This window comes from Pseudomonas anguilliseptica, from assembly GCF_021375795.1.
Lineage (GTDB): Bacteria > Pseudomonadota > Gammaproteobacteria > Pseudomonadales > Pseudomonadaceae > Aquipseudomonas > Aquipseudomonas anguilliseptica_A.
This window is the reverse complement of the sequence record NZ_JAEIOI010000001.1, coordinates 713,624-727,040: the sequence shown is the minus strand read 5'-3', so window position 1 is coordinate 727,040 and position 13,417 is coordinate 713,624. Positions and strand designations below refer to the sequence as shown.

The following is a 13,417-nucleotide window of genomic DNA, read 5'->3' as shown; positions in this document are numbered from 1 at the left end:
CGCCTGCAGGCAGTGCCACCCGCGCGACGCCCCTGGCAGTTGCCGGAATAAATCGCAGGCAATAAAAAACCCGCTCTAGGCGGGTTTTCTACTTTCAAGCTCGCTTGAAATGGTGGGTCGTGTAGGATTCGAACCTACGACCAATTGGTTAAAAGCCAACTGCTCTACCAACTGAGCTAACGACCCAAAAATGGTCGGGGTAGGGGGATTCGAACTCCCGACATCCTGCTCCCAAAGCAGGCGCGCTACCGGACTGCGCTATACCCCGATGAAGGATTGGCTCCGCGACCTGGACTCGAACCAGGGACCCAATGATTAACAGTCATTTGCTCTACCGACTGAGCTATCGCGGAACTACTTACATCCTTTCTCAGAAGTCGCTTGGAGGTGTTAATCTCGTTTGCTGTTCTGAGGCGCGCCATTTTACGGTTCCGCGCGCACCTGTCAACCCCTTAAATTGCTTTTAGTACAATGATTTGCAGCTGCGTGAGCGGCTGCTATATCTTCCCTATGTCTGTATTCATTGCAGGACGCACCAGCCGCAAGGCTCCAGCCAGGAAAGTCCATGAGCAACCAGGGCATACCGCCAACCCCACCTTCTTCAGTGCAGACCCTTGCCAACCGTGGCATTCAGCCACGCTTCGGCGAACTGGTGCAGAGCTGCCGCAAGCTGGTGATGAATCGTTTGGCTGAGCACCTGACCGGGGTCTTCGCCCAGGTCGACGACACGCTGTTCGAGTGCGCTGAAAAAGCCGAGAACAATCAGGTACAAACGCTGTTCTTCGACAACATGCGTGAGATCCGCAAACAGCGTCCGCACATAGAGCGCAGCTACCACCAACAGATCGCGCAGAACTTCTCCGACTTCCTCGAAGGCAAGCTCAAGCCGCTGCCCAGCACCACCGAGCTGGATGCTGAGCAGATGGCACTGGTGCAGAACGAGGATTACGAAGAAAGCCTGCAAGTCACCAACATGGTCAGCCGGGTCAAAGCACGCTGTGCCCAACCGCTGTTTGCCTTGGAACAACGCCTGGCTCTGTTAAACAACGGCCAGAAACTTGGCGAAGACATCAACCCCTTCGGCCCACAGATGATTGCCCAGGCGTTCCGTGACGCCCTGACGCCCTGCCCGTTTCCACTGCGTATAAAGGTGATCCTCTATACCCTGTTTGACACCCACGTCATGCAGAGCCTGGACAGCATCTACACCGCGCTCAACCAGCGCCTGATCGAAGCCGGCGTACTGCCCAATCTGAAGTACAGCGCTCAACGCAACAGCCAGGCGCGCCCCAAGAGCCCCACAAGCGCCACGGCCGAGACGCCGCAAGAAACCCACAGCGGTGCTGGCAGAAACACCGCCAACCCAACGCCCACGCAACCAGGCGCAAGCACATACAACTCCAGCAATACGGATCTGAGCGGCCCTCCGCCTAACGACCCGCTGGAGTTGCTCGGCAGCCTGGCAGCCCTGCTCGGCGAACACCGCCAACGCGACCTCGACGCCCCGCTGCTTGGCGGCACACGCAGCATTGCCAGCTTCACCCCGCGTGAAGCGACCAGCACCTACAGCGCCTCAGCCCTGCTGGATGCCCTCAACCGCATGCAGCAGCAATCGGCCAATGACCTGTCACAGCGCCTGAGCCGCCCGCAGCAGGTAGAAGGCCTCAAAGCGGACCTGCAACAACAGCTGGAAGCCCACAGCGAGCTGCCTGGCCAGCAGAAAGTTTCCGATCAGGAAGCCGATGTAATCGACCTGGTGGGCATGCTGTTCGACTTTATTCTCGACGACGACAACTTGCCTGACAGCTGCAAGACCACCCTGTCCCACCTGCACACGCCATATCTAAAGGTTGCGTTGCAGGACAAAGCGCTGTTTACCCAACACCACCACCCGGCCCGCCGCCTGCTCAACGCCATGGCCCAGGCTGGCGTGCTGTATGGCGGCGAAGGCGATGAGCGCGGCCTGCTAGCCAAGATGCAGTGGGTGGTCGAACGAGTCATCCATGATTTCTTCGGCGACCTGCAGTTGTTTGAAGGACTGCTGGAAGAGTTCAACGAATTCGTTGCCACCCTCAGACACAAGGTCGAACTGCGCGAACGCCGCGCCGTGGAGGCTGCCAAAGGTCGCGACAAGCTGCTCGGCGCACGCCAGCGCGCAGTAGAGGTCATCGCCAAGAGCCTGACCGATCGCCAACCGCCCACCATCATTCGCAACTTCCTTGGGCTGACCTGGGCCGACGTCCTGGTTTTCGTGTTGCTGCGCAACGGCGAACGCAGCCCGGAATGGCAACGCGCCTGCGAAGCAGCCGAGCAACTGGCCTGGAGCGGCACCCTGCTCGACGAAGCCGGCCGTGAGCGCCTGCAAAAACTGCGCGTGCCGCTGCTTGAAGACCTGCGCAAAGGCCTGGAGCTGCTCGGCGGCTACCACGAGGACGGCATTCGCCGCCTGCTGCAGGACCTGGTTGCCTGCCAACACGCCGTACAGGCCAAACAGCCCCTGGTTGCAGCCAAGCTCACACCCAATCTACCCGAAAGCCCATTGGGCGCCATGCTCGGCGAAGATGCTGCCCTGGCCACCCTGGCGCCCCGCGAGTCGACCCTCTCAGCGCGCGCCCAGGCATTGATCAAGGAGCTGAGCCATATCGAGTTCGGCACCTGGTTCGAGTTCGTCAACGGCCAGCAGGTGCGCACACTCAAGCTGTCCTGGTTCAGCCCGACAACCCGCAACTACATGTTTGTCGATCAAAGCGGCCAACGGGTGGCCATCAAACCGATCACCCAACTGGCCAGCGAAATGGAACAAGGGCTGGCGCGCATCGTCACCCCTGAACGAGGTGCACCGCTGGTGGACCGTGCCCTTACCGCCATTTATCGCGTGCTGCAGCGTTTTACCGGGCGCGCGACAGAGCCTCAAGAATAAGGAAGTCGTATGGATGACGAACGTCGCCTGCATAGCCGGCATAACGCCGAGCTGCAGCTGGAGGTCTTCGATCTGCACTCAGGCCAGCGCCTGGGCCGCGTGGTGGACCTGTCTGCCGATGGCTTCATGCTGTTCAGCGATACCCCGCTGACCGCAGATGAACTGATTGAATGCCGTCTGGTCAGCGAACAGGAAATTGAGGGGGTCTGTGAGATCACCCTGGGCGCCGACTGTCTATGGAGCCGCCCAGGCGCTGATGGCCAGCACTGTTGGGCGGGCTTTCACATTATCGACCTGGCCGATGACCAGGCTGCCGCACTGGAAGTTCTGCTCAAACACTTGTAAGCCCTATATAAAAACACCCCGGCCAGCCTAGCTGAACCGGGGTGTTTTCATTTTTTCGCCTGACTATGATTTAGCTGAAGACAATCTCGTCGGCCTCAACCCGCCCGACAATGCTGCCGCCAGGGGCAAATTTGCCCGACAGGATCAACTGTGCCAGCGGGTTCTCGATCCAGCGCTGTACGGCTCGCTTGAGCGGCCGCGCGCCGTAAACCGGGTCGTAACCAACAGCAATCAGCTTGTCCAGCGCCTCATCGGACAGCTGCAGACTCAGCTCACGCTCAGCCAGACGCTGGCGCAAACGGCTCAGCTGGATCTGCGCAATACCGGCAATCTGCTCGCGGGCCAGCGGCTCGAAGATCACCACTTCATCGATCCGGTTGATAAATTCCGGCCGGAAGTGCGAGCCCACCGCATCCATCACCGCCGCACGCTGCGCCTCACGATCACCGACCAGCTCCTGAATCTGCGCCGAGCCCAGGTTGGAGGTCATCACCACCACGGTGTTCTTGAAGTCCACGGTGCGACCATGGCTGTCGGTGAGGCGGCCATCTTCCAGCACCTGCAACAGCACGTTGAACACATCCGGATGCGCCTTCTCCACCTCATCCAGCAGGATCACCGAATAGGGCTTACGGCGCACAGCCTCGGTCAGGTAGCCACCTTCCTCGTAGCCGACATAACCCGGCGGCGCACCGATCAACCGTGCCACGGAATGCTTCTCCATAAACTCGGACATGTCGATGCGCACCAGCGCCTCTTCGGTGTCGAAGAGGAATTCGGCCAGCGCCTTGCACAGCTCGGTTTTGCCAACGCCGGTTGGGCCGAGAAAGAGGAACGAGCCGCTCGGCCGATTCGGATCGGCCAAACCGGCACGGGAACGCCGCACCGCATTGGCCACGGCCACTACGGCCTCATCCTGACCGATCACTCGCTGATGCAGCAGGCCTTCCATTTTCAACAGCTTGTCGCGCTCGCCTTCGAGCATCTTGCTCACCGGAATACCGGTCCACTTCGACACCACTTCGGCGATTTCTTCCTCGGTGACCTTGCTGCGCAGCAGTTGGTTCTCACTCTTGCCGTGCTGATCGACCATCTGCAGGCTGCGCTCCAGATCGGGAATAATCCCGTACTGCAACTCAGCCATACGATTGAGATCGCCCTTGCGCCGCGCCGCTTCCAGCTCCTGCCGAGCTTGCTCGATCTTCTGCTGGATCTGCGCCGAACCTTGCACCTCGGCCTTTTCCGACTTCCAGATATCTTCCAGGTCGGCGTACTCACGCTCCAGACGGGCAATGTCTTCGTTGAGCTTGGCCAAACGCTTGATCGCCGCCTCGTCGTCTTCCTTCTTCAGTGCCTGGGCTTCAACCTTGAGCTGAATCAGGCGACGCTCCAGACGATCCAGCACTTCAGGTTTGGAATCGATCTCCATACGGATGCGGCTGGCTGCCTCGTCGATCAGATCGATGGCCTTGTCCGGCAGCTGACGGTCGGTGATATAGCGGTGCGACAGTTTGGCCGCGGCGATGATCGCGCCATCGGTGATAGCCACCTTATGGTGCACCTCATAGCGCTCTTTCAGGCCACGAAGAATGGCGATGGTGTCTTCTTCACTCGGCTCATCGACCAGCACCTTCTGGAAACGCCGCTCCAGCGCCGCATCCTTCTCGATGTACTGGCGGTACTCATTGAGCGTGGTCGCCCCGACGCAATGCAACTCACCGCGCGCCAGGGATGGCTTGAGCATATTGCCGGCATCCATTGAGCCTTCGCCTTTGCCGGCGCCGACCATAGTGTGCAACTCGTCAATAAACAGGATGATTCGCCCTTCCTGCTTGCTCAGCTCGTTGAGCACAGCCTTCAGGCGCTCCTCGAACTCGCCACGGAATTTGGCGCCCGCGATCAGCGCGCCCATATCCAGCGACAGCAGGCGCTTGTCTTTGAGGCCATCGGGTACTTCGCCGTTGACGATACGCTGGGCCAGGCCTTCGGCAATCGCGGTCTTGCCCACGCCCGGCTCACCGATCAGCACCGGGTTGTTCTTGGTCCGACGCTGCAACACCTGAATGGTGCGGCGGATCTCGTCGTCTCGACCGATCACCGGGTCGAGCTTGCCTTCTTCGGCGCGCTTGGTCAGGTCGACGGTGTACTTGTCCAGGGCCTGGCGATTTTCTTCGACGTTCGGGTCGTTAACCGCATCGCCACCGCGCAGGTTGGCGATGGCATTTTCCAGCGCCTTGCGGCTGACACCCTGGCCGAGCAGCAGCTTGCCCAGCTTGGTGTTTTCATCCATGGCCGCCAGCAGCACCAGCTCGCTGGAGATAAATTGGTCGCCCTTCTGCTGCGACAGGCGATCAGCCTGGTTGAGCAGGCGCGCCAGATCCTGCGACAGGTTGACGTCGCCGGATGGATTCTGGATTTTGCCCAACTGGTCGAGCTCTTTACCCAGGGCCAGACGCAGGCTGTTGACATCAAAACCGACCTGCATCAGCAGTGGCTTGATCGAGCCACCCTGCTGCTCAAGCAGCGCCTGCATCAGGTGCAGCGGCTCGATGGCTGCGTGATCCAGCCCCACAGCCAGGGATTGCGCATCAGAGAGCGCGAGTTGCAACTTGCTGGTTAAACGATCAATACGCATAAACAATCAACCCTCGTGGTGGTGGCAGGCCGGTGCACTGAATCGCACCCAAAACAGAAAAGCCTGCGGATGAAGAGTAGATGAGGTCGATTGTGCGGGTTTCAAGCCGCGCGACGTTGACCTGAGTCAGCTGCCGCAGACGCGGCAGGCCAGAATCAGTTGACCAGCCAGATCAGGCTGGCGAAGCGCCCGGTCTGCGCAGCGCGGCGATAGGAGAAGAAACGCGGATCACTGACCGTACAGAAGTCACCGCCATACACCGCTTCAACACCACGAGCGGCCAGGCGTATACGTGCCAGTTGATAGATATCGGCGAGGAACTTGCCTGGATTGCCACTCGGCACAAAGGCCGCTGCAGCCGATGCGTGCTGGGCGACAAAGGCGTCACGCACCTCCCCGCCTACCTCGAAGGCTTGCGGCCCGATTGCGGGGCCAAACCAGACCAGCACCTGTTCACCCGGAACGCCCAGTTTGTCCAGCGTGGCTTCCAGCACGCCGTTAGCCAAGCCACGCCAACCGGCGTGTGCGGCGGCAACACGGGTGCCGGCGCGGTCGCAAAACAGTACCGGCAAACAGTCGGCAGTCATCACGGTGCAAGCGACGCCTGGCTTGTTGCTCCAACTGGCATCGGCTTCGTGCACTCGCAGCGGATCGGCCTCAACCACAGCCACGCCATGCACCTGCTGCAACCAGGCCGGCTTGCAGCCGAGCAGACTGACCAGACGCTGACGGTTCTTCTGCACCGCTGGCGACTGATCACCGACATGCTCACCCAGGTTGCAGCTGTCATAAGGCGCCAGACTCACACCGCCAGTGCGGGTGGTCACACAGGTCTTTACCCTTGCCGGAGCAGGCCATTGCGGTGTCAGCCAGTCGTGCATCCCTTCACCCAATCTGGTTAACCAATAAACGCCTCACGGTCCTGGCGCAGCAGCGTCAGCAACCAGACAAAATCATCCGGCAATGGCGACTGCCACTTCATCCGCTCGCCGGTAAGCGGATGATCCAGTTCGAGAAACCGCGCATGCAAGGCCTGACGCGGGAACTCCTTGAGCGTCTGCACCATGCTCGGATTGGCTGCCGGCGGGATGCGGAAACGCCCGCCGTAGACCGGGTCACCCACCAACGGATAACCAATATGACTCATGTGCACGCGAATCTGGTGCGTGCGCCCGGTTTCCAGCTTGACCCGCGTATGCGTGTGCGAGCGGAAGCGCTCCAGCACGCGGTAATGACTGACCGCTGGCTTGCCACCATCGCTCACCGCCATGCGCTGACGCTGCGAAGAACTGCGCCCGATCGGTGCATTGATTTTGCCGCCCGAGGTGATCACCCCGATCACGATGCACTCGTAGATCCGGCTGACGCTACGCTTCTGCAATTGATCGACCAGGCGGGTCTGCGCTTCGATGGTCTTGGCCACCACCATCAGGCCGGTGGTGTCCTTGTCCAGACGATGCACAATGCCGGCACGCGGCACGTTGATAATGTCCGGCACGTGGTGCAACAAGGCGTTGAGCAAGGTGCCGTCGGCGTGCCCGGCAGCCGGATGCACCACCAGGCCGGCCGGTTTGTCGATGACCAGGATCTGCTCGTCTTCGTAGACGATATTCAGCGCGATATCCTGAGCAACCCACTCGCCCTGCGCTTCCTGTTCGGCCTTGAGTGCCAACAGGGCACCACCATGGACGATGTCGCGCGGACGCAACACCGCACCGTCAACCGTCAGCAGCCCCTCTTTAATCCAGGCAGACAGACGCGAACGCGAGTGCTCGGCAAACAGGAGTGCGGCGACTTGATCGAGGCGTTGACCGCCCATTTCATAGGGCACCTCGGCGTTCAGTTCAATGATCTGCTTATTAATAGAGGACATGCTCGGCAACAGAGGGGGTCTAGCCTTTGGTTTCGGCTACACGCTTGTGGTTAAATACGGCGTCTTTGCCCCAGGGGTACCGGGGGCGCTCATCATAACAGGACGGCTTTGCTCAAGACAGCCGCCGTCACAGGGACGCAAGCCGCCATGCAAGTGAAACACCTGCTGCTGATCGCAATCCTCGCCCTCACTGCCGCCTGCTCGTCGAAGCAGGTCGTTGACGAAAACCTGAGCGAGACCGAACTCTACCAGCAGGCACAAGCCGACCTGGACAATAATAGCTACACCGCTGCCGTAGCCAAGCTCAAGGCACTGGAGTCGCGCTATCCGTTCGGCCGCTACGCCGAGCAGGCACAGCTGGAGCTGATCTACGCCTACTACAAGAACGTCGAGCCGGAAGCGGCCAAATCCGCAGCCGACCGTTTTATCCGCCTGCACCCGCAGCATGCCAACGTCGACTACGCCTACTACCTCAAAGGCCTGGCTTCGTTTGACCAGGACCGCGGCCTGATTGCTCGTTTTGTGCCGCTGGACATGACCAAGCGCGACCCCGGCGCCGCACGCGACTCCTACAATGAGTTCGCCCAGCTCACCAGCCGCTACCCCACCAGCCGCTATGCGCCAGACGCCAAGCAGCGCATGATCTACCTGCGCAACCTGCTGGCGGCTTACGAAATTCATGTGGCGCATTACTACCTGACCCGCAACGCCTACGTAGCAGCGGCCAACCGCGGCCGTTACGTGGTGGAAAACTTCCAGGAAACCCCAGCCGTTGGCGACGGCCTGGCCGTGATGACCGAAGCCTACCAGCGCCTGACTCTGGACGACCTGGCAGCCACCAGCCTGGAAACCCTCAAGCTCAACTACCCAGATCACCCAAGTCTGGTCGACGGCCAGTTCGTCCCGCGCGAAGCAGAAGCCGACAGCCGCTCCTGGCTGGCCAAGGCGACCCTGGGCCTGATCGAAACCGACACACCGCTGCCGCCAGGTGAAACCCGCGCCAGCCAGGATGTGATTCGTCAGTACGAAGACGCAGAAGAGCAGATCCCGGATGAACTCAAAGCCGGCGCAACCGAAGAGCAGCCAAGCCGCTCCTGGTTCAGCTACCTGACCTTTGGCCTGTTCGACTAAGCCAAGGCACATCATTAAAAAGGGAGGCCAGGTGCCTCCCTTTTTATTAGCCGCAGCACCGCGGCACAAAACCTGATAAGACCTCATAAAACGACGCCAAGCAGACTGTTTCAACGCTGGGCGCACATAGACGGGTTAGCTAAACTGCCTGCTTACCGATAAGAAGAGAACACCATGGGCCTGTTTCGCTTGCTGTTCTGGATTGCCATCATCGCCGGCGCCTTCTGGCTGTGGCGACGCTTTAGCCGACCAACAACCACCCGCCCTGAGGCGCAAAACACTTCTGCACAACCAGCACCAATGGTGCGTTGCCAGCATTGCGGCGTGCATGTACCGCGCGACCACGCATTAGCCATGGACGAACAGTGGTATTGCAGCCAGGCCCACCTTGAGCAAGGCCCCCGCAATAATGAGCGCTGACTTCGCCCTGAGCGGAGAGCAAAGCCGGCGCATCCTGCGGCTCTACCACCTGTACCGCCTAGTGATCGGCCTGACGCTGGTAATGGTAGTCTCCAGCGAGCTGCACACAGAATTGCTGGAAATGGCCCATCCGACGCTGTTTCGCAATGGCAGCTGGCTGTACCTGGCACTCAACATCCTGATCATCGCCACCGTGCGCCGCCCCAAGCGCCTGGCGCAGATATTCAGCCTGGCGCTGGTCGACGTCATCCTGCTCTCCGGCCTGTTCTACGCCGCCGGCGGCACCCCCAGTGGCATCGGCAACCTGCTGATCGTCGCTGTAGCAATTGCCAACATTTTGCTGCGCGGCCGTATCGGCCTGCTGATTGCCGCCATCGCAGCCATCGGCATGATCTACCTGACCTTCTACCTCAGTCTCAGCCGTCCAGCTGCCACCAGTCAGTATGTGCAGGTCGGGGCATTTGGCGCCCTGTGCTTTGCCGCGGCCCTGTTTGTACAAGGCCTGACCCGCCGCCTGCAGGTCAGCGAAAGCCTGGCTGAACAACGCGCCGCCGACGTGGCCAATCTGGAAGCACTGAACGCCCTAATCCTGCAGCGCATGCGCACCGGCATTCTGGTACTCGATGAATTGCACCGCGTATTGCTGGCCAACCAGGGTGCCAATCACCTGCTGGGGCATGCCGACCTGACCGGCAAGATCCTCGACCCGCACTGCCCCGAGTTGATCAAACGCATGCAGCAATGGCTGCACAACCCCAGCCTGCGCCCCGCCAGCCTGCAGGCAGCGCCCGATGGCCGTGTATTACAGCCCAGTTTTATTGCCCTGCAGCGTGGTGCGCACAAACACACACTGATTTTCCTCGATGACATCTCGCAGATTGCGCAACAGGCGCAACAGCTCAAGCTGGCTTCCCTGGGCCGCCTGACAGCCGGCATTGCTCACGAGATCCGTAACCCGCTAGGCGCGATCAGCCACGCCGCACAGTTGCTGCAGGAGTCAGAAGAACTTCAAGGCCCAGACCTTCGCCTGGCGCAAATCATTCAGGATCACTCGCGCCGAATGAATCTGGTGATCGAGAACGTCCTGCAACTGTCACGGCGACGCCAGGCCGAGCCGCAATTACTGGATCTGAAATACTGGCTGCACCGTTTTGCCAGCGAATTTCGCAACAGCGCAGCACCCAACCAGACCCTGCACCTGGAAACCAGCAGCGGCAGTATCCAGACCCGCATGGACCCGCACCAGCTCACTCAGGTGCTGAGCAACCTGGTGGAGAACGGCCTGCGCTACAGCGCGCAGAAGCACAAGCAGGGCCAGGTCTGGCTGAAGCTGTTTCGCGACCCGGACAGCGAGCTACCCGTGCTCGAAGTGCTGGACGACGGCCCCGGGGTTGCCGAAGAACAACTGCACCACCTGTTCGAACCCTTCTACACCACGGAAAACAAAGGCACTGGGCTGGGTTTGTATATTTCCCGTGAACTGTGCGAAAGCAACCAGGCACGCCTCGACTATAAACTGCGTGAAGGTGGCGGTAGCTGCCTGCGTATCACCTTCGCCCACCCGCGCAAACTGAGCTGACCATGACCCGCCAGAGAGCCCTGATCGTCGATGACGAACCCGATATTCGCGAACTGCTGGAAATCACCCTGGGGCGCATGAAGCTCGACACCCGCAGCGCGCGCAACGTCAAAGAAGCACGCGAATGGCTGGCCAAGGAACCGTTCGACCTGTGCCTGACTGACATGCGCCTGCCCGACGGTACCGGCCTCGAACTGGTGCAACACATTCTGCAACGCCACCCGCAAGTGCCAGTGGCGATGATCACCGCTTACGGCAGCCTGGACACCGCGATCAATGCCCTGAAAGCCGGGGCATTCGACTTCCTGACCAAGCCGGTCGATCTCGGCCGCCTGCGTGAGCTGGTCGCTGCTGCCTTGCGTCTGCGCAGTGCCGATAGTGAAGAACTGCCCGTAGACAGCCGCCTGCTCGGTGACTCGCCACCGATGAAGGCGATGCGCAAACAGATCCTCAAACTGGCACGCAGCCAGGCGCCGGTCTATATCAGCGGCGAATCCGGCAGCGGCAAGGAACTGGTCGCGCGCCTGATTCACGAGCAAGGCTCGCGCGGTGAACAGCCCTTTATTCCGGTCAACTGCGGCGCCATTCCCACCGAACTGATGGAAAGCGAGTTCTTCGGCCACAAAAAAGGCAGCTTCACCGGTGCCATTGAGGACAAACAAGGGCTGTTCCAGGCGGCCAACGGCGGCACCCTGTTCCTCGATGAGGTCGCCGATCTGCCGCTGCCGATGCAGGTCAAACTGCTGCGTGCAATTCAGGAAAAAGCCGTGCGTGCTGTGGGCGGCCAACAGGAACTGATCGTCGACGTGCGCATCCTCTGCGCCACCCACAAGGACCTCGCCGGCGAAGTCGCGGCCGGACGCTTCCGCCAGGATCTGTATTACCGCCTCAACGTGATCGAACTGCGCGTGCCCGCCCTGCGCGAACGACGCGAAGACATCGCCCTGCTGGCCGACATCATGCTCAAGCGCCTGGCCGAGGGCACTGGTTTGAGCGCCGCCAAACTAGATGACGAAGCTCTGGAAAAGCTCAAGAGCTATCGCTTCCCCGGCAACGTGCGCGAACTGGAAAACATGCTCGAACGCGCGTATACCCTCTGCGAAGACGACCGCATCACCGCCAGCGACCTGCGCCTGGCCGACAGCATGCCGCTCAGCGAGAACGGCGAAGCCAATCTTGCGCAGATCGATAATCTGGAAGATTACCTCGAAGCCATCGAACGCAAACTGATCATGCAGGCCTTGGAAGAAACCCGCTGGAACCGCACCGCCGCGGCACAGCGCCTGGGCCTGAGTTTTCGCTCAATGCGCTATCGCCTGAAGAAGCTTGGTATCGATTAATACACAACGACACGAGACGCTTTAGCCGCAAAGCGCCTTAACCTTAAACGGCCAAATCTAACCGCCCAGCAGGCGCATAAGGCGCAGGATCGACAATGGGCTCTCGCCCCAACATCAGGTCTGTGAGCAGTTGGCAGGACGCCGGCGCCAGCACCAGACCATTACGGTAATGCCCGCAGTTCAGCCACAAACCCTCATGCCCGGGCACCGGCCCAATAAACGGAATGCCCTCTGGCGACCCCGGGCGCAAGCCAGCCCAATGCCCCACCACCTCGGCATCCGCCAGCGCCGGTAACAACTCGACTGCGGATGCTTTCAGACTGGCCAACGCCTCGTCGGTCGGCGTTTTGTCGAAGCCTGCATGCTCAAGCGTGCTGCCAATCAGGATATGACCGTCACGCCGCGGAATCGCATAACGCCCCTTGGCCAACACCATCGCCGGCAGGAAATCCTCGGCGCATTTGTACAGAATCATCTGCCCCTTGACCGGCACCACCGGCAACTCGATACCGAGGGTTTTCATCAGCTCACCACTCCAGGCACCCGCAGACAGCACCACCTGATCAGCATGCATATCGCCTTGCGCCGTGCGCACCCCCGTGACACGGCCACCCTCTCGGATAAAGCCACTGACCGCGCATTGCTCATGCACGGTGACATTGGGCATCTGCTCTAGCGCCGCACGCAGTGCCTTGACCAGCCGCGGGTTGCGCACATTAGCCACATCCGCCATCTGCACCGCCCGCCCGAAGCCTTCCGCCAGCGCAGGCACCGCACGTCGCACAGCGGACATATCCACAGACCGCAACGACCGACCCTCACGCTGCGCCCAGGCCAACGCGCCCGCTTCATCGTCCAGATCCAGCCAATACAGCCCCGTGACATGCACCTCAGGATCAATCTGCGTCTGCGCCAGCAACTGCTCGGCCAGCCGCGGATAGAAATCCTGCGACCAATGCGCCAATGCAGTCACTGCGGAACTGTAACGCCAGGGGTAAAGCGGCGAGACGATACCGCCACCGGCCCAGGAAGATTCGCTGCCTGCCAGACACCTCTCGACAAGTTCAAGAGGCCTGCCTTGCCTTGCCAAAGACAACGCAGAAAGCAACCCGACAACCCCACCACCAATAACAATATCGCGGCATGAAGATTTCAAACTGGCAACCCTTGAATA

General features: G+C 60.5%; 10 protein-coding genes and 3 tRNA genes. 6 read left to right on the top strand and 7 right to left on the bottom strand.

All coding sequences use genetic code 11. The features are described from left to right. Nucleotides 1-110: 110 nt before the first annotated feature. From IOD17_RS03295 to IOD17_RS03285, 3 genes are all read right to left on the bottom strand, one after another. Nucleotides 111-186, bottom strand: a tRNA-Lys gene (locus tag IOD17_RS03295). Between the two features lie 5 nt (nucleotides 187-191). Next, a tRNA-Pro gene (locus tag IOD17_RS03290) sits at nucleotides 192-268 on the bottom strand. 9 nt (nucleotides 269-277) lie between these two features. Then, nucleotides 278-353 (bottom strand) — tRNA-Asn (locus IOD17_RS03285). Nucleotides 354-565: 212 nt separating this feature from the next. Between IOD17_RS03285 and IOD17_RS03280 the strand changes: the two genes are divergently transcribed. Together IOD17_RS03280 and IOD17_RS03275 are read left to right on the top strand one after the other, a co-directional pair. Next, entirely contained in the window at nucleotides 566-2,920 is a 2,355-nt protein-coding gene (locus IOD17_RS03280; RefSeq protein ID WP_233683671.1) for a DUF1631 domain-containing protein, read from the top strand. 9 nt (nucleotides 2,921-2,929) lie between these two features. Next, nucleotides 2,930-3,265 carry a PilZ domain-containing protein gene (locus IOD17_RS03275; RefSeq protein ID WP_233683670.1) on the top strand — a complete coding sequence of 112 codons (336 nt, stop codon included), beginning with the start codon at nucleotides 2,930-2,932 and terminating at the stop codon, nucleotides 3,263-3,265. Between the two features lie 70 nt (nucleotides 3,266-3,335). Here IOD17_RS03275 and clpB read toward each other — a convergent pair whose 3' ends face one another. The 3 genes from clpB to rluD form a co-directional block, all read right to left on the bottom strand. Then, entirely contained in the window at nucleotides 3,336-5,900 is a 2,565-nt protein-coding gene (clpB, locus tag IOD17_RS03270; RefSeq protein WP_233683669.1) for an ATP-dependent chaperone ClpB, read from the bottom strand. 155 nt (nucleotides 5,901-6,055) lie between these two features. Beyond that, nucleotides 6,056-6,781, bottom strand: a complete 726-nt coding sequence (gene pgeF / locus IOD17_RS03265; RefSeq protein WP_233683668.1) for a peptidoglycan editing factor PgeF — start codon at nucleotides 6,779-6,781, stop codon at nucleotides 6,056-6,058. A 17-nt stretch (nucleotides 6,782-6,798) separates the two neighbouring features. Further along, nucleotides 6,799-7,773 (bottom strand): 23S rRNA pseudouridine(1911/1915/1917) synthase RluD, encoded by a 975-nt coding sequence (gene rluD, locus IOD17_RS03260; protein WP_233683667.1) that lies wholly within the window; start codon nucleotides 7,771-7,773, stop codon nucleotides 6,799-6,801. Between the two features lie 147 nt (nucleotides 7,774-7,920). On the opposite strand from rluD, the gene IOD17_RS03255 reads away from it, so the two are divergent. From IOD17_RS03255 to IOD17_RS03240, 4 genes are all read left to right on the top strand, one after another. Then, nucleotides 7,921-8,904: an outer membrane protein assembly factor BamD gene (locus IOD17_RS03255; protein ID WP_233683666.1), complete on the top strand. Its 984-nt coding sequence runs from the start codon at nucleotides 7,921-7,923 to the stop codon at nucleotides 8,902-8,904. Between the two features lie 174 nt (nucleotides 8,905-9,078). Continuing rightward, on the top strand, nucleotides 9,079-9,324 hold the full coding sequence (locus tag IOD17_RS03250) for a PP0621 family protein (RefSeq protein ID WP_233683665.1): 246 nt from the start codon (nucleotides 9,079-9,081) through the stop codon (nucleotides 9,322-9,324). Beyond that, complete coding sequence (locus IOD17_RS03245) at nucleotides 9,314-10,903, top strand: sensor histidine kinase (protein ID WP_233683664.1); 1,590 nt, start codon at nucleotides 9,314-9,316, stop codon at nucleotides 10,901-10,903. Before IOD17_RS03250 ends, IOD17_RS03245 begins: the two co-directional genes overlap by 11 nt. Nucleotides 10,904-10,905: 2 nt before the next feature. Next, nucleotides 10,906-12,243 carry a sigma-54-dependent transcriptional regulator gene (locus tag IOD17_RS03240; protein WP_233683663.1) on the top strand — a complete coding sequence of 446 codons (1,338 nt, stop codon included), beginning with the start codon at nucleotides 10,906-10,908 and terminating at the stop codon, nucleotides 12,241-12,243. A 43-nt stretch (nucleotides 12,244-12,286) separates the two neighbouring features. Here the strand turns inward: IOD17_RS03240 and thiO are convergent, their stop codons facing one another. Then, a complete protein-coding gene (gene thiO, locus IOD17_RS03235; protein WP_233683662.1) occupies nucleotides 12,287-13,399 on the bottom strand; it encodes a glycine oxidase ThiO in 1,113 nt (370 codons plus the stop codon). Nucleotides 13,400-13,417 lie beyond the last annotated feature (18 nt).

Coding starts and splice junctions, on each gene's coding strand:
- IOD17_RS03245 (WP_233683664.1), top strand. CDS start 9,314: ATGAGCGCTGACTTCGCCCTGAGCGGAGAGCAAAGCCGGCGCATCCTG.
- IOD17_RS03240 (WP_233683663.1), top strand. CDS start 10,906: ATGACCCGCCAGAGAGCCCTGATCGTCGATGACGAACCCGATATTCGC.
- rluD (WP_233683667.1), bottom strand. CDS start 7,773: ATGTCCTCTATTAATAAGCAGATCATTGAACTGAACGCCGAGGTGCCC.
- pgeF (WP_233683668.1), bottom strand. CDS start 6,781: ATGCACGACTGGCTGACACCGCAATGGCCTGCTCCGGCAAGGGTAAAG.
- IOD17_RS03250 (WP_233683665.1), top strand. CDS start 9,079: ATGGGCCTGTTTCGCTTGCTGTTCTGGATTGCCATCATCGCCGGCGCC.
- IOD17_RS03255 (WP_233683666.1), top strand. CDS start 7,921: ATGCAAGTGAAACACCTGCTGCTGATCGCAATCCTCGCCCTCACTGCC.
- clpB (WP_233683669.1), bottom strand. CDS start 5,900: ATGCGTATTGATCGTTTAACCAGCAAGTTGCAACTCGCGCTCTCTGAT.
- IOD17_RS03275 (WP_233683670.1), top strand. CDS start 2,930: ATGGATGACGAACGTCGCCTGCATAGCCGGCATAACGCCGAGCTGCAG.
- IOD17_RS03280 (WP_233683671.1), top strand. CDS start 566: ATGAGCAACCAGGGCATACCGCCAACCCCACCTTCTTCAGTGCAGACC.